This is a genomic window from Actinosynnema sp. NPDC050436, assembly GCF_040655415.1.
In the GTDB taxonomy this organism is placed as follows: domain Bacteria; phylum Actinomycetota; class Actinomycetes; order Mycobacteriales; family Pseudonocardiaceae; genus Actinosynnema.
The window spans coordinates 552,869-576,322 of record NZ_JBFAJV010000003.1; the positions used below are offsets into that span (position 1 = coordinate 552,869).

A 23,454-nucleotide genomic window follows, 5' to 3' on the forward strand; every position below is an offset into this window, starting at 1 on the left:
CCCCCTCGCCGTGAGCTGGAGCGCGCCCGATTCCGGACGCCGTCGAATTGTCGTTCATCCGACGGCGTCCGTTACGCGAAACCGCAGATCAGAGTGGGCGAAGCCACAGTGTGACGAACGCCGTGCCCGACTCGGCCGCCCGCTGGAGGAGGTCCTCGTCGGCGTGCTCGCCCGGCACCGGGCCCTCCGGGCCGAGCGGCGCGGGGGAGTAGCCGAGCTTGCGGTAGCCGCGCAGCACCTCCGCCGGGTCGTCGCCCAGTTCGGCGATCGCGGCCGGGTCGAACTCGCACACGACGTGCGGTCGGTCGCGGTCGAGCACGGCGGTCAGGCCGGCCAGCGCGCGGTGGTCGCGGCCCTGGAGGTCGACCTTGACCAGCGAGACGCGGCGCTCCAGCACCTCCGGGCGCTCGTCCAGCCGGACGGCGGGCACGACCACGCCGGGCCGCCCGGTCGCCCCCTCGTGCGCGCGGTGGTCGCCGCTGTTGTCGCCCTCGGCCACGAGGTGGATCTCGGTGTCGCTGTCCCACGCGGCGACCGGCAGCACCGCGACCAGCTCCGCCGCCGCCGGCGCGAGGTTGGCGGCCACGTTGCGGCGCAGGTAGTCGGCGTTCACCGGGTTGGCCTCCACGGCGACCACGGACGCGACGCCCGTGGAGCGCTGGAGCAGCCGCAGCGAGTGGTAGCCGACGTGCGCGCCCACGTCGAGGAACGTCCCGTCGCCCACCAGCTCGGCGATCAGCTCGGCCTCGGCGGGCTCCCAGCTCCGGTAGTAGGCCAGCCACGGCAGCATCACCCGGTCGACCGGCAGCAGCAGCGCGCCCGCGTCGCACACCACGACGTCGGCACCCGCCGGCACCGGGGCGTGCCGCAGCCGCGCGGTGTCGCGCACGGCCGACAGCTCGCGGCCCAGCTCGGCGATCCGCTCGTCGCGGGCGTCCTGGCCCTGGTCGCGCTCCAGGAACATGCCGAACGACTTGCGCTCGCTGTCGTCCAGCCGCCGGGCCAGGCGGTCGAGGTCGTCGTCCAGCCGCTGCTCCAGCTCCGACACCGAGCCGCCGACGCGGGCGATCCCGTCGTCCGCGCGGGCCAGGCCGTCCTCGACCCGGCCCTCGACGGCGGTGAGCCGGTTCTGCACGCCGGTGGTCGCCCAGCGGTTCGCCTCGGAGGACGACTCCAGCGCGGCGAGCCGGGCGACCACGTCGCCCAGCGTGCCCTCGACACCGTCCACGATCGCGCCCAGCACCTTGCGCTGGTGGACGTCGTAGTGGTCGATCGCGCGCAGCACGGCCTTGCGCAGCGCGGGGGCGAGCGGCGTGCGGGACGCCGCGCCGGTGTCCGCGCGCCACAGCAGCGCCTGCCGCGAGTCGTGCAGCGGGCGCAGCGGGTTGTCCGTGCCGCCCGCGCTCGGGACGGCGCCGGCACGGGCCGTGGACCGCTTGTCGTAGGCGAGCCGGAGCTGCTCGCCCATCCAGCTCGCGGCCTTGGCCATCGACCGGGTGCGCAGGATGTGCTCGCGCGCCGCGCGCCCGCGCCGGGCCGCCTCGGCCGGGTCGTCCGCGACCTCGCGCAGGGCGCGCGCCGCCGCGTCCAGGTCCGGGTCCGCCCACAGCGCGCCGGCCTCGTAGGGCTCGTTGCCCTTGCCGACCTCGACCAGCCGGTACGGGATCGGCCAGCCGGTGGTCGCGTCCACGAACTCTGCGGTGCTGGAGTAGTCGGTGGAGATCACCGGCATCGCGCGGGCCATCGCCTCGGCGACGGTCAGGCCGAAGCCCTCGCTGCGGTGCAGCGACACGTAGCAGTGGCTGGACGCGTAGAGGTCGTCCAGCTCCTGCACCGTCAGGTACCGCTCGACCAGCTCGACCCTCGGGTCCTCCATGGCCCGCACCCGCAGCCGCTCGGCGACGTCCGGGCGCTTGGCCCCGTTGACGGCCTTGAGCACCAGGCGCACGTCGTCCCGGCCCGGGAACGCCCGCTGGAACGCCTCCAGCACGCCCCACGGGTTCTTGCGCTCGCCGATGCTGAGGAAGTCGAACGCGAACAGGAACCGCACCGGCTCGCCGGGCACGCGCTCCGGCCGGTTCACCGGGCCGGGGTCGCGCACCGGCATCGGGATCGCCTTGACCGGCTTCGCGGTGTGCTTGGCGATCGCCTCGCGGCAGAACTCGCTGATCGTCCACACCTCGTCCACCAGGTGGAACGCCGAGTGCATCCAGCCCGGGAACTCCTCCAGCTCCCACGCCCACAGGCCGATCCGGTAGCGGTGGTGGCCGACGTGCGGCCGGTTCTCCAGCACCGCCTGCGTCTGGTCGGCGTTCACCGACAGCAGCGTGATCGGGTAGCGCGGGTCGCCCTGGGTGCCCGGCTGCGGCATCCCCGTCCGGCTGGAGACCAGGCGGTCCTCCACGACGGAGCTGATCGGCACGCCGGCGCGGGCGATCGCGTCGTGCGCGATCCGGCCCAGCTCGCCGACGCCCAGCTCGGCGGTCAGGTAGCCGACGACGTTGACGCCGAACTCGTCCACCGGCTCGGCCGGGACGACCGGCTCACCGGGCAGCGCCCAGTCCGGCAGCGACTCCTCGGTCACGCCCGACGTCGCGCACCACGCCCGGAACGGGGCGGCGTCGCGGCCGTGCGGGCGGGGGAACGCGGCGCGCAGGTCCGGCCGGCCCTCCCACAGCGCGGTGGTCAGGCGGTTGAGCACGGTGCCCGAGGGCGCGTCGTCCGGCGGCGCGGCGAGCCACGCGCGCAGCGCGGCACCGCCGTCCGGGCCGAACGCGTGCGGCGGCGCCGGCTCGCCCTTGCGCTCCGCGCGCACCCACGCGTCGCGGAACAGCTTGCGCACGGGCGTGGTGACCCGCGTCCCGTCGGCCATCTTCGCGTAGCCGTACGCGATCGACTCCAACGACTCGGCGTAGCCGTTGCCCTGCAACGACTCCCGGTAGGAGTCGCACAGCTCCTTGACCACCGGGTGCTCCGACAGCACGACCCGGGGCCGGTTGGGCGTGTGGCACGACAGCAGCCACGGCCGCTCCGGCCGGTAGCCGCTGAAGTGGAAGAACCGCAGCGGCCGGCCGCCGGCGGTGAGCGCTCCGCCCGCGTCGCGCTCGACCGGGCGCTCGTGCACGTTCCAGTAGGCGACGTTGAAACCGGGGTCGCGCAGCACGTGGTTGTCGAACAGCGCGGGCACCTGGTCCACCCACCGCTGGTCGGTGAACAGCTGGCGCTCCGGCGCGACCACCGCGTCGTGGCGCAGCCGCTCGGCCCAGAAGTCGAGGAACGGCTCCGATCCGGGACCGGTCGCCACGAACCCGAGGTTGAAGATCCCCGAGCCCATGATCACGGCCTCGCTCGGGTCCTTGCCGTCGCGGGGCAGCGGTCGCAGGTGGTGCGGGGTGAGCACGATGCCGTGCGCGCCGGCCAGCTCGGCCAGCTCCGGCATCGGCGCGAACACCTCGATGTCCGGGTCCAGGTAGATGACCACGTCGGACTCGGTGCGCAGCTCCCGCAGCAGGTACGGCTTCACCGCCGTGGCCAGCTCGGTGACGTTGTAGGAGGTCGCCATCCGGAGGTAGTCCTCCGGGTCGATCCCGAACGCCTCCGGGCCGACCGTGCGCAGCCGGTCCCGGGTGGTCCCCGAGTCGCGCGGCGCGTCGATCACCGCGATGACGAAGTCGTGGTCCTCGTGGTGCGCCAGGTAGGAGGCGGCGAGGACGCGTGCGGCGGGCAGGTAGTTGCGCGCGACCACGGTGCACGTGGTCACGCGGGTGGGGCGGTCAGCCATCGGCCTTGAGCACCTTCAACTGCGCTTCGAGGACCTCGGTGAAGCCCTTCTGGGCGGCGGCCAGGGTCGGCGCGGCGGCGTCCACGCGCACGATCAGGTTGTTGCTGGCGTAGTGGCCGCGCACCCGGGCGTTCTGGCCGTTGGCGGCGTCGATCTGGCCCGCGAGGACGGTCGTCGGGGCGTCCTTGAAGACGGTCATGCCGTTGCTGAGCTGGATCTCGTGCAGCGCCAGCGCCGCCGCGCCGGCCGCCTTGGCGTCGGTGGACTCGACGATCAGGATCACGCCGGACACGTTGCCGTCCTGGGTGAACTGGGCGAGCTTCGCCTTGGACGCGCCCGCCGTCGTGTAGGCGGCGGCCTCGTTGTCGAGCAGGTACTTCAGGCTCGGCACGGCGGTGAACGCGGTGACCGACTTGTTCTGGGTCACCTTGCCGGAGAACTTGCCGATCGGCATCGGGTCCGGCGGCGGGGCCGGCGTGGTGGTCGTGGTCGGGCCGCTCGCGCTGGTCGACGGGTCACCGCCGCCGGTGGCGGACGAATCGCCCCGGCCCCAGATCATGTACGCGCCGAACGCGATGCCGGCGAGCAGCACGATGGCCACCACGATGCCGATGATCTTGCCCTTGCCGCTCCCGCCGTCCTCCTCGAACACCTCGGGGCCCTGGGCGATCCACGACGGGCTGCCGTCGCCGAAGGAGCTGAAGCTGTCGCCGTTGCCCCACGGGGTGCCGCCCTGCGGGGGCTGCTGCTGTTGCTGCTGCGGCGGCCAGTTCTGCGGGGGCTGTTGCTGCTGATGGGGCGGACCGGTGGGCGTGACCGGGCGGACGTACTGGGTGCGCTCCGCGTCGGCGGGCGGCCGGGCACCGCCGGAGACGACCTGGGTCGCGTCCGGGTTGGGCTTGCCGGGGCCGACGACCTGGGTGGCGTCGGGGTTCGGCTGCGCCTGCTGCTGCTGAGGGGGCGTCGCCTCCCACCGGAACGGCGGGGCGAAGGGGCCCTGGCCCTGCTGACCCGGGGTGGCCGCGCCACTGCTGGCGGACGCGAGCAGCTCATCTCGGCGGCGTCGGTAGTCGTCGGCGCTGATCCGACCCTCCGCCAAGGTCCGGTCCAGTTCCGACAGCTCCTCTTGCCAGGACATCCCTGCTCCTCCAGTGTCTGCGCGCGAGCGTCATTGTGACGCATGGTCGGTACGCGCCCGCGGGGATCGACCACTTGTGATCCGGTCGTTGCCGGTGGCCCGGCGGCCCGGCGGCGCAGCCGGCCGCGTGGCCGACGGGGTGCGCCGGACCGACACCGGCAGCTCCGCCCCGACCGGAGCACGCCGCGCACCCGGCCCGGACGATAGTCCCACCCGGGCCCGGCGGTGCCGCGCGCGCGGCCACCACGTGACCGGCCCCACTCCCCGGCAGCCGTCCCGACCCGGCAGCCCCGCCCGGTCGGCCCTGCCGGGTCAGCCCTGCCCGGTCAGCTCCGCCGGGTCAGGATGGTCGGCCCGACGATCCGCCGCGCGATCCGCCGCAACGCGCTCTTGGGCTTGGCCGCCGGCTTGCTCGCACCGCCACCCGCCTCCTCGGCCGCAGCCGGTGCCGGAGTGGCAGCCGGAGTGGCAGCAGGTGCCGCAGCCGGTGCAGTGATCGGTGCCGGAGCGGTGACCGGTGGGGCAGTCGGTCCGGCAACCGGCTCGACCGCGACCGTCGCCTGCTCGCCGACCGGCGCGAACACCACGGTGGCCTCCTGCGCGGCCGGAGCGGGAGCAGGGGCCGGCACGGGAGCCGGTGCGGGGGCCGGGGCCAGGACAGGGGTCGACGTCGGAGCCGGGGTCGGCACCGGAGCCGGGGTCGGGTTCAGCGCAGCCGCGACGGACGGCTTGGCCGGCGGCACGGCGGCCGGGGCTGCTCCTAGCACGGGTTCGTCCACCGGGATGGCCGGCGTGAACAGCCCGCGCGACGAGATGGCCCCCGGAGGGGCCACCTGAGCCGCAGGGGGCGGGGGAGTCGCAGGGGGCGGGGGAGTCGCCGGAGCTGCGGGCAGCACACCGGCCATCGGCGCGGCGACCACGTCCTGCACCGGGGCGACAGCCGCAGCGGGTTCGGCCGCAGCAGGTTCAGGCGCGGAGGATGTGGGCGCTGGGGATTTGAGTGCAGGGGGGACGGGCGAGACCGGCTCGGCCGCAGCGGGCTCGGGGCTGTCGGCGAACTTCGCGGCGCTCCTGTCCAGGCTCGGCGGCAGGCTGATCCCGACCGCGCCACCGTTGGTGCCGCCACTGCCGTTGACGCTGCTGCCGTTCACGCGGCCGTTGGTGCTGCTGTTGTTCCGGGTGGCGGGGCTGGGGATCGCGGCCAGCACTCCGGCCATGGACGTCCGCTCGGCGATCGCCGTCTGGGTGGCCGTCTGCGTGGCCGTCTGGGTCGCGGTCCGGGTCGCCACCCGGCTCGCGGTGGGTGCCGCCTGCGGTGACGGGGCGGGCTTCGTGGTCGTGGCGACGCGGTTCCGGGCGGTGACGGGGATGCGGAGGGTCGGCCCGTCGGTGCCCGGTGCGAACTTGTTCTGCTGGACCTTGTCCTGCTGGGTCTTGCTCGGCTGAACCGTGGTTTGCGGGGACTTGTTCTGCGGGGACTGGTCAGGCTCCTGGCTGAACGTCACGCCGGGATCTTGCCAAAACACGGTGAGTGAGCCATAGGCAGGTTGAATCAGCAGAAGATCAATCCACACGGCCTGGTGGTCGTGGTGGTGGTCCGGACCGTCGTGGTGGTCGGCCGCGCGGTGGTCGTCGTCGGCCTGGTCGTGGTCGTCGACGTGGTGGTCACCGTCGTGGTGGTGGTCGTCGTCGTGCTGCCCGTCGTGGTCGTGGCGCTCGACGCGGCGGTGGTGGTCGTGGTGCTGGACCGGGGCCCGCCGGTGGGGGTGGCGGCGGACGTGGTCGTCCGGCCGGGCTGCGAGCTGTTGGTCACGACGACGACCTGCGCGTCGCCCACCGGCTGGACCGCCTGGGGGACCTCCGCCAGGGTGCCGTGGGCGAACAGCGCGGCGAACACGACGCCGACCAACGCGCCGATGGCGAGCCGCGCCGGTCCCCCCGCTGCGGTGAGCATTGGCCTTGAGTACCGCCATCCCCCGCGCGGGTCAAATCGTTGTGCGGCAATTGGTACCGGCCCGGCCTCGTGGCACCGGGCCGGTACCCCGTGCTCACTGCGCGAGTTCAGCCGTCAGCGTGATGGTGGTGCCGGCGAGCGCCTGGCTGACCGGGCAGTTCTTCTTGGCGTTCTCGGCGGCCTCGGCGAAGTCGTCGGCGCTGAGACCGGGCACGGTCGCCCGCACCGTCAGGTGGATGCCGGTGATGCCGGTGCCCGGCTGGAACGTCACCTCGGCGCTCGTGTCGACCTGCTGCGGCGGGGTGCCCGCCTGGGCCAGGCCGTGCGACAGGGCCATCGAGTAGCACGACGAGTGCGCGGCGGCGATCAGTTCCTCGGGGCTGGTCTTGCCGTTCGCCTGCTCGGCGCGCGACGGCCAGGACACCGGGTAGGAGCCGATGCCGGACGACTCGAGCGACACGGTGCCGCTGCCCTCCAGCAGGTTGCCTTCCCAGTGGGTGGTCGCCTTGCGGGTGGTGGCCATGGTGGTGGACTCCGTATCCAGAACGTCGGAAAACCTTCGCCGCCAACCTAACGGCGATCACCCGCCCACGCCCGGCTCACCCGCGAGGATCACAGACATGCGAGAAGGGGCCCCGGCGAACCGGGGCCCCTTCTCGGGAGAGCGGATGACGAGACTCGAACTCGCGACCCTCACCTTGGCAAGGTGATGCGCTACCAACTGCGCTACATCCGCCTGACACGAAGAACTATAGACCACGCCTCAAACCGCGTTGCGACCGGGGGGTGGAACCACCCCCAGCAGCCGGTCCACCTCGGACAACCGCTCGGCCGGCCACCGCCACTCCCACAGCGGCCGGACCTTGGCCACGACCTCCGCCGGCAGCCTCGGGGCGACCTCGTCGCGCAGCTCCCACTCGTCGAAGACGTGCTCGTAGAAGCTGACCACCGACGCGTTGGACAGGAACTGCTCGGGCTGGTGGAAGCACCAGTGCGCGAACTCGTAGACCCGGTCCAGCACGTCCTCGTCGCCGGCCCGGTGCGCCTCGGCCGCGAGCTGCCACAGCTCCGACAGGAACACGTGGCAGGACCACGACTCGCGCTCGACGACCGCGCTCAGCTCGGGGAGGAGGGCCGAGGCCCTTGTGCGCCAATCGCCCACGAGGCGGGAGACTACCGGTCGAACGGCGCAACGGGACGGCCGAAACCACCAGCTGACGCCTATCCGTGACCGGTCCGTCACCGAGCGCTAGCAACGCGCGTTGGGGTACCCAGAGTGGTCCACTGCTCCGAACGGCCCACGACCAGTGTCGGGTCTTCGGTATCGGGTCGCTATCACTTCGGGCCCCGCCGGGTCGGCTGTGGCATCTTGACCTCGGACCACAGTGCGGGCGGGAGGTGCCGGGCGGGATGGCCGGTGATGCCGATTTCGACCGGGAACTGCTCGCCAGGGTCCGGTCCGGCGACGACTCGGCGTTCGGGGAGCTGTACTCCCGGCACGCGGACGCCGTCCGCAGGTTCGCCCTCCGCCACGTCCGTGAACACGCCGAGGCCGACGACCTGACCGCCGAGGCGTTCTTCCGGGTCCTCCAGGCGATCCGCCGGGGCACCGGGCCGACCGACCACGTGCGCACCTACCTGCTGACCGTCGCCCGCCGCGTCGCCTGGGAGTGGAGCGGCCGGCGGCGGGACGTGCCCGTCGAGGACGAGGAGCTGTCCCGCCGGGTCGAGCCGTTCCCGGACGTCACCGCGTCGCGGCCCGAGCACGCCCTGATCTCGCGCGCGTTCACCAGCCTGCCCGAGCGCTGGCGGACCGTGCTGTGGCAGGTGGAGGTGGAGGGCGAGCGGCCCGCGAACGTCGCACCCAGCTTCGGGCTGAGCCCCAACGCGATGGCCGCGCTCGCCCGCCGCGCCCGCGAGGGCCTGCGCGCCGCCTACCTGCAGGCGCACCTGGCCGAGGACGCCGGGCCGCGCGCGTGCAGCTCCGTGGTGGCCAAGCTCGGCAACTACACGGCCGGCGGCGTGCAGGGCGCGGAGCACCGGCGGATCCGCAAGCACCTCCAGACCTGCTCGTCCTGCAACGCCCTGCACGCGGAGCTGACCGAGGTGTGCTCGACGCTGCGGGCGCACGCGGCGAGCATCGCCGTGCCGGTCGCCGCCACCGCGCTGCTCGGGCCCGCCGTCCTGGGCAAGGCCGCCTGGCTCACCGGCCGGGTCAAGCTGGTGCTCGCGGCGTCCGCGTCGGCGGTGGCGGTCGGCCTGTTCGGCGTGCTGGCGGGCTCGTTCACCGGCGCCCCGGGCCCGGCGCTCGTGGACGCGGGCCCCGACACCCCGGACGGCCGGGACGTGCTGGAACTGCGCTCCACCGCGCCGACCGTGACGGGCGTGCCCACCAGCGAGACGTCCCCGGAACCGCCGCCCGCGCAGCCGGCCGAGCGGCCCCGGGTGACCACCCAGGCGGTCGCGGCCAAGCCGCCGAAGACCTCCGAGGCGAAGACGACCGAGCCGCCCGCCCGGTCCACGCCGCCGACCACCACCACGGCACCCGGCACCTTCCGCGCGCTCGACGAGCCGGTCGACGACCCGCCGCCGTCGCAACCGCCGACCACCACGGGGTCGCCGACCGCCCTGGCCGCGACCACGACCACCTCGGCGGCACCGTCGGTGACCCCGACCACGGTGACCCTGCACCCGACCCCGTGCCCGCTGAGACCCACCTGATCACGGCCCGCTACCACCGGGTTCACCCCCTGGAAGCAAGGGTTTGCCGGTAGCGTTGAGCACCGGGTGATCGTTCGACCGCTGAGGGAGCACGGTGATGACGCGGCTGGTGCGCGGCGCGGACGGCCGGATGTGGACGGTGCGCAGTCAGATCGAGTGGCGCAACCCGTCCGCCGACGCCGACTTCGAGCACGACGTGAGCGGCGGCCACGGGCCGGGCGTGCTCATGCTGGCGTTCGTGGTGGTGATGGCCGTGATCCTGGTGGCCTGGACACCGGAGGACGTCGTCGTCCCGTCGTGGTTGATCTTCGCCCTGGTCCTGGTGTTCCTGTTCTTCCCGGTCCGCTGGGCGGTGCGCCGCCCGTGGCTGGTGGCGGCCGAGGCGAAGAAGACCGACGAGCTGCCCCCGGAGCGCTGGGTCGGCTCGGTCCGGGGCTTCCTGACCGTGCGCAACGAGGTGTCCAACGTGGCCCGGAAGATCGAGATGTACTCGCTGCCGGACCTGGACGGACCGCTGCAACCGGTCGACTGAGACCTCCTCGTCCGGGTCCCCGCCCGGCCGCGCGCCCGACCGGGTCGACTGATCGGGGTTCGCGGGTGACACTGGTCGGGTGCCGGAGCTACCCGAGGTCGAGGCGCTCGCCGACCACCTGCGCGACCACGCCGTCGGGCGGGTCGTGCACCGCGTCGACGTGGCGTCGTTGCAGGTGCTGAAGACGTTCACCCCGCCGTGGACCGATCTGCAGGGCAGGTCCGTGACCGGTGCCGGGCGGTTCGGCAAGCACCTCGACCTGGACTGCGACGGGCTGCACCTGGTCGTGCACCTGGCGCGGGCCGGGTGGCTGAGGTGGTCGGACACGATGTCCGCCGCGCCGCTCAAGCCCGGCAAGGGCCCGCTGGCGCTGCGCGTGCACCTCGGGCCGCCCGGACAGGGGCCGGGCTTCGACCTGACCGAGGCGGGCACCAAGAAGGGGCTCGCGGCGTGGATCACCGACGACCCGCAGACCGTGCCGGGCATCGCCCGGTTGGGCCCCGACGCGCTGTCGCTGTCGCGGGCGCGGCTGGCGGAGCTGTTCGCGGGGCGCGGTGAGCGGTTGAAGACGGCGCTGACCGACCAGACGCTCATCGCCGGGGTCGGGAACGCCTACTCGGACGAAATCATGCACACGGCCCGGTTGTCGCCCTACGCGACTGCGGGGAAGTTGAACGCCGAGGCCCTCGACCGCTTGCACGAGGCGCTGATCGCGGTGCTGACGGACGCCGTGGCGCGCTCGGTCGGGCAGTCGGCGGCGCGGTTGAAGGGGGAGAAGCGGTCCGGTCTGCGGGTGCACGCGCGCACCGGGCTGCCGTGCCCGGTGTGCGGTGACACGGTGCGCGAGGTGTCGTTCGCGGACAAGGCGTTCCAGTACTGCCCCACCTGCCAGACCGGTGGCAAGCCCCTGGCCGACCGCCGCATGTCCCGGCTGCTCAAGTAGCCCGCTGCCCGTCCCGCGTGACCTGGTCGGCTGCTCCTCGACTCCGCTCCGTATCCAAAGTGTGCCCGATCGGGTGAGGACTGACCCGATGGGGAACGTATGCACCCACGCGTGCCGCGCCACGCGCACGGACTGTGGGCGGGCAGCGCTCCGACCAGCGCAGCACTGCGGGCGAACGGTCCGCGCCGGCTCGATCGGGCGGGTGGCCGGGCCGACGCAGGGTGTCCCCGGAGCCACCCCCGGACCCCGAATTCACCCGATGTCTGCCCGTTCCGGTGCCCGACCCCCTTGCCTGGAGGCACCGGACGGCACAGCATGGACGCCGTGCGTGACCTCCTGACCGAGCGAGCGGTGCTCGGCGTCATCGCGACCTTGGCCGTGCTGGGCCTCTTCGTCATGCTGTGCCGGGCCCGCCGGGTGAGCACGTCGGTCGAGGACGCCGTGATGGACATGCTGCACCGGATGTCCAAGGCGTCCGCCGACCTCCGCGAGGGCCTCACGCAGGACGCGGCCGACAAGGCCACGCCCCACCTGCGCGAGATGCTGCGGTGCGTCGCGGTCGGCATCACCGACCACGAGGGCACCCTGCTGTCGTGGGACGGGGGTGCCAACGACCACTACGAGTTCCTGCGCGCCTACATCGAGCGGGCGATCGGCGAGTGCCACAAGGAGCACGTCGAGCACCGCAAGCTCGACTGCGAGCTGCCCGGCCCGTGCTCGCTGCACTCGGCGGTGATCGTGCCGCTGATCGTCGAGTCCGAGGTCGCCGGGACGCTGATCGTCGTCAGCGGCGTGGCGAACAAGCGCCAGATCCGGATGGCGGAGGAGACCGCGAGGTTCGTCTCCACGCAGTTGGAGCTGGAGGTGCTGCAGAAGTCCCGGCAGGCGCTGGCGCAGGCCGAGGTCCGGGCGCTGCGGGCGCAGATCTCGCCGCACTTCGTGTACAACGCGCTGAACACGATCTCGTCGCTGATCCGCACCGACCCGTCGCACGCGCGCGAGCTGCTCCAGGAGTTCGCCGAGTTCACCCGCTACTCGTTCCGGACCGACGGCTTCTTCACGACGCTCGCCGACGAGCTGACCAACATCCACCGCTACCTGACCATCGAGCAGGCGCGGTACGGCCCGAGGCTGAACGTCCGGTTGAAGATCGCCCCCGAGGTCCTCCAGGTCGTGCTGCCGTTCCTGGTCCTGCAACCGCTGGTGGAGAACGCGGTCCGGCACGGCCTGGCGAAGAAGCCGGGCGGCGGGCTGCTGACGATCATCGCCGAGGACAACGGCGCGGAGGCGCTCATCTCGGTGGAGGACGACGGCCTCGGCATGGACCCGGACCGGCTGTTCGAGGACCTGAAGGACGCCCACCAGACCGGCGCGCACGTCGGCCTGGGCAACATCAACCACCGGATGCGGGCGGTCTTCGGCGACGACTACGCCCTGGTCGTGGAAACCGCGCCGGACGCCGGCATGAAGATCATCCTTAAGGTCCCGAAGTACTCACCGGGCGTCCGCACCAACCTGCCGCTGGTCCCGCCGAAGCTGGAGGAGACCTCGGAGCAGCCGGCGATCCGGGCCTGAGGTCAGGAGGCCGCGACGGCCAGCGCGGTCACCAGCATCACCGCGCACAGCGACCACACGATCCACATCCAGTAGATGTGCATGGAGGTCGGGCCGTCCGCGTTCTGCCGGCCCCGGTCGTCCCACCACTCGACGTACCGCTCCAGCCACCGGATCGGGTTGAACGTCACCGGCCGATGTTAGCTCCGCCACCCCCGCCCACGGGCCCCGACGTAAGGTCGTGGCATGAGCGTGACGGACAGGATCGCGGCCCGGCTGCCCAAAATCGTCAGCGATCGCGCCGAGCGGGGACCGGTGGTCGCCGCGGTGCGGTTGCACGGGGTGATCACCCCGACCCCCACGCCCATGGCCCGCAACACCATCAGCCTCCAGACCGTCGAGAGCGCCCTCACCCGGGCCTTCGACCACGACCGCCTGGTCGCGGTCGCGCTGCTGGTCAACTCGCCGGGCGGGGCGCCGACGCAGTCCGCGCTGGTCGCCGAGCGCATCCGGGAGCTGGCCACCCGCAAGCGCGTCCCGGTGCTGGCGTTCTGCGAGGACCTCGCCGCGTCCGGCGGGTACTGGCTGGCCTGCGCGGCGGACGAGATCTTCGCGCACGGCACGTCGCTGGTCGGGTCGATCGGGGTGGTGAGCGCCGGGTTCGGGCTGGACGGGCTGCTCCAGCGGCACGGGATCGAGCGGCGGGTGTTCGCGGCCGGGGAGCACAAGGTGCGGCTCGACCCGTTCCAGCCGGTCAAGGCCGAGGACGTCGAGTGGCTCAAGGGGCTGCACGTCGACCTGCACGCGCAGTTCGCGGCCTGGGTGCGGGAGCGCCGGGGCGCGAAGCTGACCGGGTCCGACGACGAGCTGTTCACCGGTGAGGTGTGGACGGGTGCGCAGGCGCGCGACCTGGGGCTGGTGGACGGGATCGGCACGCTGCGCTCGGTGGTCGCCCAGCGCTACCCGGACGCCGAGATCGCGATCGCGGAGCCCCGCCGCCCGTTGCTGGCCCGCCTCGGCCTCGCGGGCAGCACCACCCGATCGGGGGACTTCCTGCCGGCGGCGCTGGCCGCGTTGGAGGAGCGGGCGCGCTGGTCGCGTTTCGGGTTGTGACCCGGTTCGCGCTCGCGGTCCCGTCCGCACCCCCTACCCCACGTAGACACGGCCCGGCGTAAATGGGCAAGATGCGCGGCACAGTGACTACCCACGACAACACCGGCCTCCTCGTTCTGGCGGTGGACGACGAGGCACCCGGTCTGAGCGAGATCAAGTATCTGCTCGAGAGCAGCCCGCACATTCGGCGCGTGCTCACCGCCTTCGACGCCGCCGAGGCCCTGCGCATCCTCCGGGGCGACTACGACGCCGAGGTCATGGACCGCACCCGCGCCGGCCTGCCGCCGGTCGACGCGGTGTTCGCCGACATCAACATGCCGGGTCTGAGCGGCACGGACCTGGCGCGCGTGCTGGGCGCGTTCCGCGCGCCGCCGGCACTGGTCTTCGTCACCGGCGTGGAGCACTCGGAGGCGGTGGTGGCGTTCGAGGTGGGCGCGCTGGACTTCGTGACCAAGCCGATCAACGAGGACCGCATCAACAAGGCGATCTCGCGCGTGGTGGAGCGGGTGGCGGTGACCCCCGCCGTCACGCCCGAGCCGGTCGCGCAGGAGCCGACCGACGACGAGGTCATCCCGGTGGAGCTGGGCGGCACCATCAAGCTCGTCCCCAGGGCCACCGTCCGGTACGTGGAGGCGCAGGGCGACTACGCGCGCCTGCACACCAACGACGGCCAGAGCCACCTGGTGCGCATCCCGCTGGCCCAGCTCGAAGAGCGCTGGGAGAACGCCGGTTTCGTGCGCATCCACCGCTCCTTCCTGGTGGCGCTGCCGCTGGTGACGGAGCTGCGGATGACGTCGAACGGCTACGCGGTGGTGATCGGCTCCGGCGAGGGCGCGAAGGAGCTGCCGGTGAGCCGCCGGCACACCCGGGAGCTGAAGGAGCGGATCGTCCGGCCGCCCAAGAGCAGCTGGGGATGAGCAAGCACTCCGGCCCGCCGGGGCAGCCCGACCAACCGCAGCCTGGCGAGCGGGACGCCTGGCTGTCCGTCGCGGCGCGCAAGAACCGCCGCCGGCGGGTGGTGCTGGCCGACCCGCGCGGCCGGGGCCGGGTGCTGCGCACGATCATCGAGCTGGAGGAGCAGACCAGCGTCGGCGAGAAGCTGATCCGGGACCTGATCCGCCAGCAGCTCAGGACGGCGTTCCTGCTCGGCGGCGGCACGCTGGCGCTGCTGGGCCTGCTGCCGGTGGTGTTCTACGCGCTGCCCGGCCTGTCGGACGTCGAGCTGCTGGGCGTGCGGCTGCCGTGGTTGCTGCTGGGAGTCCTGCCGTTCCCGCTCTGCTACGGCGTGGGCTACGCGTACCGAAGACTCGCGGAGCGCCACGAGCACGACTTCGTGAGCTCGGTGGACCGGTGATCCAGAACCTGTGGAGCCTGGGGCTGGTCGTGCTCGTCGCGGCGATCACGTTCCTGCTGGGTTACGTGGGTTCGCGGCGGGCCAACACGACGCCGGACTTCCTGGTGGCGCGCCGGGCGATCCCGGCGACCCGGAACGCGGCGGCGATCTCGGGCGAGTACCTGTCGGCGGCGTCGTTCCTCGGCGTGGCCGGGCTGGTGCTCAAGGACGGCATCGACGCGCTGTGGTACCCGATCGGCTTCACGGCGGGCTACCTGGCGATGATGCTGTTCGTCGCGGCGCCGCTGCGCCGTTCGGGCGCGTACACGCTGCCGGACTTCGCCGAGGCGCGGCTGGGTTCGACGAACCTGCGCCGGGTGTGCACGTTCTTCGTGATCTGCATCGGCGTGCTGTACCTGGTGCCGCAGTTGCAGTCGGCGGGCCTGACGCTGAACACGATCACCGGCCTGCCCGCGTGGCTGGGCGGCGCGGTGGTGACGGTGATCGTGGTGGTGAACGTGCTCGGCGGCGGGATGCGCGCGATCACGCTGGTGCAGGCGTTCCAGTACTGGGGCAAGCTGTTCGCCATCGCCGCGCCGACGTTCGTGCTGTTCGCGGTGTTCCTGGGCGGGCCGGGCAACGGGGCGCAGTCGGTGGACGAGGCCGGCGTGCTGCGCTTCCACGAGGCGGTCACGGTGACCACCGCCGACCCGGTGCGGGTGCAGGTGGTGGTGCCGATGCGGTTGTCGGCGACCGGCCAGGTGAACGGTGGCCGCGCGGACGGCGAGGTGTACTGGCAGCCCGGCACGTACAGCGTCGGCAAGGGCACGGTGCTGCGGTTCGAGCGGGGTTCGCCGGTGCCGGTGGTGGACGGCTCGCCGACCGACAACGAGCGCTGGCTGGAACCGCAGACCGGTGGCCTGGGCGGGCTGTTCGAGACCTACTCGCTGATCTTCGCCACGTTCCTGGGCACGATGGGCCTGCCGCACGTCCTGGTGCGCTTCTACACCAACCCGGACGGCAAGGCGGCCCGCCGGACCGCGCTGCACGTGCTCTACCTGCTGGGCCTGTTCTACCTGTTCCCGACCGTGCTGGGGATCATCTCGCGCCAGTACCTGCCGCAGTTGCTGGTGACCGGGAAGACGGACGCGGCGGTGCTGCTGCTGCCGACGACGATGCAGCCGAACGTGCTGGGCCAGGTGCTGGGGGCGATCGTGGCGGCGGGCGCGTTCGCGGCGTTCCTGTCGACGTCGTCGGGCCTGGTGGTGAGCGTCGCCGGGGTGGTGTCGACGGACATCCTGCCGGGCAAGGTGCGCGACTTCCGGTGGGCGACGGTGCTGACCGGCGCGGTGGCGATCGGGCTGGCGCTGGTGCTGCCGCGCTCGGACGCGTCGCTGACGGTGGCGATGTCGTTCGCGCTGGCGGCGTCGACGTTCTGCCCGCTGCTGGTGCTGGGCATCTGGTGGCGGGGCCTGACGTGGGTGGGCGCGACCGCCGGCCTGGTGGTGGGCGGCGGGCTGGTGATCGGCTCGCAGGCGGTCGTGGTGGTCAGCTCGTACACGGGCGGCTGGGCGCCGTCGGTGTTCTCGATGCCGGCGCTGGTGACGGTCCCGGTGTCCTTCCTGACGATGGTGATGATCAGCCGGTTGACCGCGCGGCGGCGGCCGGAGGACGTGAGCCAGATCCTGCTGCGGCTGCACGCGCCGGACCCGCCGGGGTTCATGCGGGACCGGGACGTGCAGCGGTTCGGCACGCCGCCGGAGGAGAAGGCGCAGGCCGAGCGGCGCGACCCGCCCCCGTCGTGGAGCTAGCGCGGCGGTCCTCCGCGCCCGGTGGACCGCCGCGCCTCCCGCGTCGCCCGCGCACGCCGGCGGCGTGAACCGCTTGCCCCGATCACGCCGCCCGCCGGGTGAACCGTCGCGGACCACGGTTAATCGAGGGTTTTCCGCCCGGCGTTAGCCGAATTCCGGCGTAATACCGTTCCTGGCCCTTTTGCCACCCGTCAGCGTGAACGCCGCTGCGGGCCGGACCGCGCGCGACCGGGCGGGGGCGGGTGCCGGGCCGTGTGGTCGAACAGTCCTCGGAGGTCTCCCCGGTCGGGTGGTGCCCGACCTCCCGATCCGGGGACGGGGCACGCCGGTCACGGGGCCGGCTGCTCGTCTCAGCATTCCTACCGCTCATCGCATCACCCGACTGTTGAGCGCAAGTCCACCGACGGGGTCTATCAGACGTGACCCACGTCTCCCTACGGTGCAGCCCGTATCTGAACGCACCTGGAGGGTTCCGTGCCGTTCACACCGACGACAAGCGCGAGGAGGGGATCATGAGCACCACCGAGAACGCCTCGGACGGCCCGACCCCTGCCGGTGCGTCCCACGACTGGGTCGCAGTGCAGTCCGGCCCCGAATTCGTCGAACTCCGCCGCAGGCTCCGCACCTTCGTGTTCCCCATGGCCGGGCTGTTCCTGGTCTGGTACCTGGTCTACGTCCTGCTCGCCGACTACGCGCACGACTTCATGTCCACGAAGGTGCTCGGCGACATCAACGTCGGCCTGGTCCTCGGCCTGCTCCAGTTCGTGTCCACGTTCCTGATCACCACCCTCTACGTGCGGCACGCCAACAAGAACCTCGACCCCCGCGCGGAGGCGATCCGCGATCGGCTCGAAGGGGGCCAGGCGTGAACAGCAACGCCCTGCTCAACATCGGCATCTTCGCGGTGTTCGTGGTCGCCACCCTGTTCGTGGTGGTCCGGGCCAGCCGCAACACCCGCACCGCCGCCGACTACCTCGCCGCCGGCCGGGCGTTCACCGGCCCGCAGAACGGCATCGCCATCGCCGGCGACTACCTCTCCGCCGCGTCCTTCCTGGGCATCGCGGGCGCGATCGCGGTCTACGGCTACGACGGCTTCCTGTACTCGATCGGCTTCCTGGTCGCGTGGCTGGTGGCGCTGCTGCTGGTCGCGGAGCTGCTGCGCAACACCGGCAAGTACACGATGGGCGACGTGCTGAGCTTCCGGATGCGGCAGCGCCCGGTCCGCGCGGCGGCGGCCACGTCCACCATGGCCGTGTCGTTCTTCTACCTGCTCGCGCAGATGGCGGGCGCGGGCGGCCTGGTCGCGCTGCTGCTCGGCATCGACGACAAGCTGGGCCAGGCGCTGGTGATCGCCGTCGTCGGCGCGCTGATGATCACCTACGTGCTGATCGGCGGCATGAAGGGCACGACCTGGGTCCAGATCATCAAGGCGGTGCTGCTGATCGTCGGCGCGGCCGTGATGACCGCCTGGGTGCTCGGCAAGTACGGCTTCAACCTGTCGACGCTGCTCGGCGCGGCGGTCGACAACGCGCCCAAGGCCGGGGAGAAGCTGCTCGGGCCGGGCCTCCAGTACGGCGCGTCCGGCACCTCCAAGCTCGACTTCCTGTCCCTCGCGCTGGCCCTGGTGCTCGGAACCGCCGGCCTGCCGCACATCCTGATGCGCTTCTACACCGTGCCCACGGCCAAGGAGGCCCGCCGCTCGGTGGTCTGGGCGATCTGGCTGATCGGCCTGTTCTACCTGCTCACGCTCGTGCTCGGCTACGGCGCGGCGGCGCTGGTCGGGCCGGACAGGATCCTCGGCGCCCCCGGCAAGGCCAACTCCGCGGCCCCGCTGCTCGCCGAGGCCCTGGGCGGACCGCTGCTGCTGGGGCTGATCGCGGCGGTCGCGTTCGCCACGATCCTGGCCGTCGTGGCGGGTCTGACGATCACCGCATCGGCGTCGTTCGCGCACGACATCTACGCCAACATCATCAAGAAGGGCGCGGCGGAGGACAAGGACGCCGAGGTCAAGGTGGCCCGGCGGACCGCCGTCGTGATCGGTGTCGTGTCGATCCTCGGCGGCATCGCGGCCAACGGCCAGAACATCGCGTTCCTGGTGGCGCTGGCGTTCGCGGTGGCCGCGTCGGCGAACCTGCCGACCATCCTGTACTCGCTGTTCTGGAAGCGGTTCAACACCGCCGGCGCGCTGTGGTCGATCTACGGCGGCCTGGCCGTGACCATCACGCTGATCGTCCTGTCGCCCGCCGTGTCCGGGAAGTCGACGTCGATGTTCCCGAACGCGCACTTCGACCTGTTCCCGCTGTCGAACCCCGGCATCGTGTCGATCCCGGTGGCGTTCTTCCTCGGCTGGCTGGGCACCGTGCTGTCCAAGGAGCACGACGAGCGCAAGTACGCCGAGATGGAGGTGCGCGCGCTGACCGGCGTGGGTGCCGAGAAGGCCGTCCAGCACTGACCGGCCCCGGGGCCGCTTCGCTCGTCCGGGTGACGGGGGAGCGGCCCCGTCTTGTCCCCGGCTTCACGGTGGGCGTGGCAGCATGGCCCCGTGACCGTTCCCAGCGTTGAAGTGTCGTCGGTGCCCTCCGAGCTGCCCACCGGCAAGGTGCTGCTCGACGTGCGCGAGGCCGACGAGTGGGCGGCCGGCCACGCGCCGGGCGCGCTGCACATCCCGATGAGCGAGCTGGCGCAGCGCCTCGGCGAGCTGCCCGGCGACAGCGAGTTCTACGTCGTGTGCCGGGCCGGTGGCCGGTCCGCGCGGGTGACGCAGTACCTCAACGCCAACGGGTGGGACGCCACCAACGTCGACGGCGGGATGCAGGTGTGGGCGGCGGCCGGCCGGCCGCTGGTCGGCGAGGTCGACGGCGCGGAGCCGGAGGTCATCTGACATGGGGCTCCAGCCGATGCGCGTGGACTGGGTGGCGAGCCCGCCGCCCGGCGCGTACCCGCGCCGCCGGCTGGCCCCGCCGCCGCGCCCGTACGGCGGCCCCCCGTCCTACCCGGTGCCGCCCCGCTGGGGCTTCCCGCTGCTGGCGTGGCGCTGGCCGACGTCCGTCGCCACCGACGCCCGGCCCGCCGACTCCGTCGACCGGGTGCAGGGCGCGGCGCGGACCGCGTCGCACCTGCTCTGGCTGGCCGGCCTCGCCTCGCTGTGGGCGGCCGGCAGCGAGGTCTGGCGGTACGTGCTGCTGCTGCTCAGCCGGCACGGCGCGCTGGAGGCGGGCACGGTGTCGGTGTCCGACGCGATGGTCCGGGCGTCCTCGACGGTCGCGCTCGTGGTGGCGGCGGCGGGCCTGGTCTTCACGCTGCTGTGGCTGCGCCGGGCGCGGCACGCGGCGGCGACGGCGGCCGGCTACGCGCCGTCCCGGTCCGATGGCGAGGTGCTCGCCGGGGTGCTGGTGCCCGGCCTGAACCTGGTGGTGCCGGGCTCGGTGGTGGCGGAGCTGGAGCACGCGGCGCTGCGCCTGCCCGCCGACGCGCGCCCGCGCCCGTCCCGGCTGGTCCGCTGGTGGTGGGGGCTGTGGGCGGGCGCGGTGCTGTTCAGCGCCGGCACGGTCCTGTGGTCGTTCCGGTCGAGCGTGCAGGCGCTGGCGGACGGCGTGCTGCTGCACGCGGTCGCCGACCTGCTGGCCGCCGCCGTGGCGGTGCTGACCGCCCTGCTGGTCCGCCGGATCACCGGCCTGCTGCTGCCGGTGCCGGCGGGCGCGCTGCGGCGGATGCGCGTGGTGGGCGTCAAGGACGCCCCGGAACCGCTGCTGCGCCCGGTGCGGGCGTCCGGCTCGCCGCGCTAGGCGGCCAGGATCCCGGACGGCCCCGGCAGCTCCGGGTTCGCGGAGCGGCCGGGGCGTGTCACGTCACGGGGTGGCGGTCGCGCCCGGACTCGTCGTGACCGTGCTGCTGGGGTGCTCCGGCGCGCTGGTGACCGTGCTGCGGGGCGCGTCGGGCTCGGCCGTGACCGTGCTGCTGGGCGTGTCGGGTTCGGCGGTGACGGTGCTGCTGGGGTGCTCCGGCGCGGTGGTGACCGTGCTGACCGGGGCATCCGGACTGGTCGTGACGGTCGACCGGGGCGCGGTCGGAACCGGTTCGGTGGTCGTGGAGGTCGGCTCCGGCGCGGTCGGCGACGAGTCGGCCAGGGCGGTCACCGTGACGCCGCCGGCGGTCAGCACGCCGATGGCGACGGCGGACGCCACGAGCGCGCGGCGGGAGCGCAGGGCGGTGGGGAGACGCATGGGAGGTCCTCTCGGGTAACCGGTGGTGTTCGCCATTCCCACGCGGCCGGGGGCGGATCTGTTGCAGTCACGGCCCGCTGGTGGTGATCGTGCTGGAGGGGGATTCCGTCGTCGCGGTGACGGCCGAGCGCGGGCTCACCGTGACGGTGCCCGCCGTGGTCGTGGTGGTCACCGGCGGTGCGACGGTCGGCAGCCGGCCCGGTTCGGACGCGCCCGGACCGCGCGGCAGCAGCACGAGGCTGACCACCAGGACCACGAGCACCGAGGCGGCCGAGACCAGTGGCGCGTAGCGGCGCACGGGGTGGCGCCGGGCCTCCGCGCGGGCGCGGATCGCCGGGCCGGACAGCGTCGAGCGCACCCGGCCGGCTCGCGCGGCGAGCACCCGGCGCAGCTCGTCCCCGGTGTCAGCCATGGCTCCTCCACGCGCGTTCCGGCATCCCGATCGCCGACCTCAGCCCCGCCAGGCCCCGGCTCACGTGGGACCGCACGGTCGGCAGCCGGCACCCGAGCACGCCGGCGATCTCCTCGTCGGTCAGGTCCTCGTAGTACCGCAGCACGACCGCCGCCCGCTGCTGCCTCGGCAGGGCCTGCAGCAGCCGCCACAGCCGCTCGTCCCGCTCCTCCGGCAGGTCGTCCACGTGCGCGCCCTCCGGCAGGTCGCCGCCGGCGGGCCGGATGTGCCGGGTGCTCCAGCGGCGGCGCCACGACAGGTACTCGTTGGTCACCGCGCGCCGGACGTAGGCGTACGCGGTCGCCGGGGTCAGGTCGCCCCAGCGCGGGTACACCCGCACCAGCACCTCCTGGACCACGTCCTCGGCGTCCGCCCTGCTGCCGGAGAGCAGCACGGCGTACCGGACCAGGCCCTGCTGGTGCTCGTGGACGAACTGGTCGAACGACGCCGCCGCGTCCAAACCGCCCTCCGCCCTGGTCACCTGGCACGTCGGTGACTAGACGCGGCTCAGCCCCGATCTGTTGCTCCGGTGACGGGGAACACGGAGTCCTCGAACTCCCAGACCAGCCGCAGCGGGACGAGCAGGCCCCACCGCCGCCGCGCGGCCTCGGCGCAGGTGTGCTGCGCGACGAGGCTGCGGCCGGTGGCCGGGTCGCGGCGGTAGAGGACCGCTTCGGTGTGGTCGTCGTCCTCGATCTCCATGCCCCACGCGAAGACCAGGGACGGGTCGGACTCCGGCACCAGCGAGAACAGGTTCGCTTCCATGGGAACCACTGTGCTGGCGGGACGAACACTCTTTGGTGTGAACACCTTCGAGAATCCCACAACTGATCATTTCGCCGGCATACTCGGAGTTGTGCATACACAACCACCGTTCCGTCGCCGCCGCCTGGGTCGCAAGCTGGCCCGGATGCGGACCTCGGCCAACATGACCCTCGACATCGCCGCCCGGAACCTGTTCAAGACCAGGTCGGCGCTGCACCGGATAGAGAAGGGGGAAACACTGGTAGACGTCCACCTCGTCAAGTCCATGATGGACCTGTACGACCGCTACGACCCCGACCTGGTGGGGGAAACCGTCCGCGCCCGCGAGCCGGGCTGGTGGATCGCGCTCGGAGTCGAGGATCTCGGCTACATCGACGTCGAGGCGGAGGCGAGCGAGATCCGCGAGGTCTGCGTGCTGGTAGTACCGGGCCTCCTGCAAACCTCGGGCTACACCCGCGCGCTGTTCGAGGCCCACCGCTTCCGCAGCAAGCGACAACTGGAAGCCGACATCCGGGCTCGGCGGATCAGGCAGAGCAGGCTGACCGACCCGGAGAACCTGGTGCGGCTGGACGCGATCATCGATGAGACGGCCCTGCGCAGGGCCGTCGGCGGGGCGGAGGCCATGCGCGACCAGATCGCGCACCTCCGCCGGATGGCCGACCTCCCCAACGTGACCATCCGCGTCCTGCTCGCCGCGCGCGGGGCGCACAGTTCCATGAACGGCGGCTTCACCCTGCTGAGCTTCCCGGACGTCGCCGATCCGGCCGTCCTGTACGTAGAGCACCCGTTCGGCTCACTGCACATGGAGAAGGAGGACGAGACCATTGAAGCTAAGGTGGCCTTCGGGAACTTGGCGAACCAGGCGTTGAGCCCGGAGGAGTCGATCACCCTGCTGGAGAGGATTCTGGCCGAGTGAAAGAGGCGGATGCTGTGTCTACTGTGGACTTCACCGACGCTGTGTGGCGCAAGAGCGACCGCAGTGGACAGGGCACCAACGGGAACTGCGTGGAGGTGGCGTTCGCGGGATCGGCGGTCGGGGTGCGGGATTCCAAGTCGCCGGCGACCGGTGTCCTCGCGTTCCCCGCTGTTCAGTGGGCGTTCTTCCTGCGGGGCCTGGGTTCCTGACGGCACCCGT

The 23,454-nt window shown here is 72.7% G+C and carries 25 protein-coding genes and 1 tRNA gene; 15 read left to right on the forward strand and 11 right to left on the reverse strand.

Features of this window, described 5'->3' with window-relative positions:
- Window positions 1–88: 88 nt before the first annotated feature.
- The 7 genes from AB0I60_RS11075 to AB0I60_RS11105 form a co-directional block, all read right to left on the reverse strand.
- Window positions 89–3,781 carry an FkbM family methyltransferase gene (locus AB0I60_RS11075; RefSeq protein ID WP_360727762.1) on the reverse strand — a complete coding sequence of 1,231 codons (3,693 nt, stop codon included), beginning with the start codon at window positions 3,779–3,781 and terminating at the stop codon, window positions 89–91.
- Entirely contained in the window at window positions 3,774–4,919 is a 1,146-nt protein-coding gene (locus AB0I60_RS11080) for a hypothetical protein (RefSeq protein ID WP_360727765.1), read from the reverse strand. Before AB0I60_RS11080 ends, AB0I60_RS11075 begins: the two co-directional genes overlap by 8 nt.
- Before the next feature lie 326 nt (window positions 4,920–5,245).
- Window positions 5,246–6,424 carry a hypothetical protein gene (locus tag AB0I60_RS11085; protein WP_360727768.1) on the reverse strand — a complete coding sequence of 393 codons (1,179 nt, stop codon included), beginning with the start codon at window positions 6,422–6,424 and terminating at the stop codon, window positions 5,246–5,248.
- 47 nt (window positions 6,425–6,471) lie between these two features.
- The gene (locus AB0I60_RS11090; RefSeq protein WP_360727771.1) at window positions 6,472–6,873 is read right to left on the reverse strand and encodes a hypothetical protein; all 402 of its coding nucleotides are present in this window, start codon (window positions 6,871–6,873) and stop codon (window positions 6,472–6,474) included.
- A 94-nt stretch (window positions 6,874–6,967) separates the two neighbouring features.
- The gene (locus AB0I60_RS11095; RefSeq protein ID WP_360727774.1) at window positions 6,968–7,396 is read right to left on the reverse strand and encodes an OsmC family protein; all 429 of its coding nucleotides are present in this window, start codon (window positions 7,394–7,396) and stop codon (window positions 6,968–6,970) included.
- A gap of 140 nt (window positions 7,397–7,536) precedes the next feature.
- Window positions 7,537–7,609: transfer RNA gene (locus AB0I60_RS11100), tRNA-Gly, on the reverse strand.
- A 27-nt stretch (window positions 7,610–7,636) separates the two neighbouring features.
- On the reverse strand, window positions 7,637–8,035 hold the full coding sequence (locus AB0I60_RS11105; RefSeq protein ID WP_360727777.1) for a hypothetical protein: 399 nt from the start codon (window positions 8,033–8,035) through the stop codon (window positions 7,637–7,639).
- 248 nt (window positions 8,036–8,283) lie between these two features.
- On the opposite strand from AB0I60_RS11105, the gene AB0I60_RS11110 reads away from it, so the two are divergent.
- From AB0I60_RS11110 to AB0I60_RS11125, 4 genes are all read left to right on the forward strand, one after another.
- Window positions 8,284–9,594 carry a sigma-70 family RNA polymerase sigma factor gene (locus AB0I60_RS11110; RefSeq protein ID WP_360727781.1) on the forward strand — a complete coding sequence of 437 codons (1,311 nt, stop codon included), beginning with the start codon at window positions 8,284–8,286 and terminating at the stop codon, window positions 9,592–9,594.
- A 97-nt stretch (window positions 9,595–9,691) separates the two neighbouring features.
- Entirely contained in the window at window positions 9,692–10,126 is a 435-nt protein-coding gene (locus AB0I60_RS11115; RefSeq protein WP_360727784.1) for a DUF983 domain-containing protein, read from the forward strand.
- A gap of 79 nt (window positions 10,127–10,205) precedes the next feature.
- Complete coding sequence (locus AB0I60_RS11120; protein WP_360727787.1) at window positions 10,206–11,069, forward strand: DNA-formamidopyrimidine glycosylase family protein; 864 nt, start codon at window positions 10,206–10,208, stop codon at window positions 11,067–11,069.
- A gap of 315 nt (window positions 11,070–11,384) precedes the next feature.
- Window positions 11,385–12,644, forward strand: coding sequence for a histidine kinase (locus AB0I60_RS11125; protein ID WP_360727789.1), 1,260 nt, complete (start codon window positions 11,385–11,387; stop codon window positions 12,642–12,644).
- A gap of 2 nt (window positions 12,645–12,646) precedes the next feature.
- Here AB0I60_RS11125 and AB0I60_RS11130 read toward each other — a convergent pair whose 3' ends face one another.
- Window positions 12,647–12,814: a hypothetical protein gene (locus AB0I60_RS11130; protein ID WP_360727792.1), complete on the reverse strand. Its 168-nt coding sequence runs from the start codon at window positions 12,812–12,814 to the stop codon at window positions 12,647–12,649.
- A gap of 55 nt (window positions 12,815–12,869) precedes the next feature.
- Between AB0I60_RS11130 and AB0I60_RS11135 the strand changes: the two genes are divergently transcribed.
- The 9 genes from AB0I60_RS11135 to AB0I60_RS11175 all read left to right on the forward strand — a co-directional run bounded on the left by AB0I60_RS11135 (window position 12,870) and on the right by AB0I60_RS11175 (window position 21,122).
- Entirely contained in the window at window positions 12,870–13,736 is an 867-nt protein-coding gene (locus AB0I60_RS11135) for a S49 family peptidase (RefSeq protein ID WP_360727795.1), read from the forward strand.
- A 62-nt stretch (window positions 13,737–13,798) separates the two neighbouring features.
- On the forward strand, window positions 13,799–14,653 hold the full coding sequence (locus AB0I60_RS11140) for a LytTR family DNA-binding domain-containing protein (RefSeq protein WP_360727798.1): 855 nt from the start codon (window positions 13,799–13,801) through the stop codon (window positions 14,651–14,653).
- A complete protein-coding gene (locus AB0I60_RS11145) occupies window positions 14,650–15,090 on the forward strand; it encodes a hypothetical protein (RefSeq protein WP_360727800.1) in 441 nt (146 codons plus the stop codon). Before AB0I60_RS11140 ends, AB0I60_RS11145 begins: the two co-directional genes overlap by 4 nt.
- Window positions 15,087–16,880: a cation acetate symporter gene (locus AB0I60_RS11150; RefSeq protein WP_360727803.1), complete on the forward strand. Its 1,794-nt coding sequence runs from the start codon at window positions 15,087–15,089 to the stop codon at window positions 16,878–16,880. Before AB0I60_RS11145 ends, AB0I60_RS11150 begins: the two co-directional genes overlap by 4 nt.
- Before the next feature lie 512 nt (window positions 16,881–17,392).
- Window positions 17,393–17,749 (forward strand): DUF485 domain-containing protein, encoded by a 357-nt coding sequence (locus AB0I60_RS11155; RefSeq protein ID WP_360727806.1) that lies wholly within the window; start codon window positions 17,393–17,395, stop codon window positions 17,747–17,749.
- Window positions 17,746–19,332 carry a cation acetate symporter gene (locus AB0I60_RS11160; RefSeq protein ID WP_360727809.1) on the forward strand — a complete coding sequence of 529 codons (1,587 nt, stop codon included), beginning with the start codon at window positions 17,746–17,748 and terminating at the stop codon, window positions 19,330–19,332. Before AB0I60_RS11155 ends, AB0I60_RS11160 begins: the two co-directional genes overlap by 4 nt.
- A 90-nt stretch (window positions 19,333–19,422) precedes the next feature.
- Window positions 19,423–19,761 (forward strand): rhodanese-like domain-containing protein, encoded by a 339-nt coding sequence (locus AB0I60_RS11165; protein ID WP_360727811.1) that lies wholly within the window; start codon window positions 19,423–19,425, stop codon window positions 19,759–19,761.
- A gap of 1 nt (window position 19,762) precedes the next feature.
- Complete coding sequence (locus AB0I60_RS11170) at window positions 19,763–20,665, forward strand: DUF4328 domain-containing protein (protein ID WP_360727814.1); 903 nt, start codon at window positions 19,763–19,765, stop codon at window positions 20,663–20,665.
- Between the two features lie 55 nt (window positions 20,666–20,720).
- Window positions 20,721–21,122, forward strand: a complete 402-nt coding sequence (locus AB0I60_RS11175; protein WP_360727817.1) for a hypothetical protein — start codon at window positions 20,721–20,723, stop codon at window positions 21,120–21,122.
- A 48-nt stretch (window positions 21,123–21,170) separates the two neighbouring features.
- Here the strand turns inward: AB0I60_RS11175 and AB0I60_RS11180 are convergent, their stop codons facing one another.
- From AB0I60_RS11180 to AB0I60_RS11190, 3 genes are read right to left on the reverse strand one after another with little or no spacing between them, the layout of a single operon-like run.
- Window positions 21,171–21,515, reverse strand: a complete 345-nt coding sequence (locus AB0I60_RS11180) for a hypothetical protein (RefSeq protein ID WP_360727820.1) — start codon at window positions 21,513–21,515, stop codon at window positions 21,171–21,173.
- Window positions 21,508–22,035: a SigE family RNA polymerase sigma factor gene (locus AB0I60_RS11185; RefSeq protein WP_360727823.1), complete on the reverse strand. Its 528-nt coding sequence runs from the start codon at window positions 22,033–22,035 to the stop codon at window positions 21,508–21,510. The genes AB0I60_RS11180 and AB0I60_RS11185 overlap by 8 nt, the downstream gene beginning before the upstream one ends.
- Window positions 22,036–22,061: 26 nt before the next feature.
- Complete coding sequence (locus AB0I60_RS11190; RefSeq protein WP_360727826.1) at window positions 22,062–22,319, reverse strand: hypothetical protein; 258 nt, start codon at window positions 22,317–22,319, stop codon at window positions 22,062–22,064.
- On the opposite strand from AB0I60_RS11190, the gene AB0I60_RS11195 reads away from it, so the two are divergent.
- Window positions 22,318–23,235, forward strand: coding sequence for a helix-turn-helix transcriptional regulator (locus AB0I60_RS11195; RefSeq protein ID WP_360727827.1), 918 nt, complete (start codon window positions 22,318–22,320; stop codon window positions 23,233–23,235). The genes AB0I60_RS11190 and AB0I60_RS11195 overlap by 2 nt on opposite strands.
- Before the next feature lie 23 nt (window positions 23,236–23,258).
- Window positions 23,259–23,444: a DUF397 domain-containing protein gene (locus AB0I60_RS11200; RefSeq protein ID WP_360728548.1), complete on the forward strand. Its 186-nt coding sequence runs from the start codon at window positions 23,259–23,261 to the stop codon at window positions 23,442–23,444.
- The last annotated feature ends 10 nt before the right edge of the window (window positions 23,445–23,454 follow it).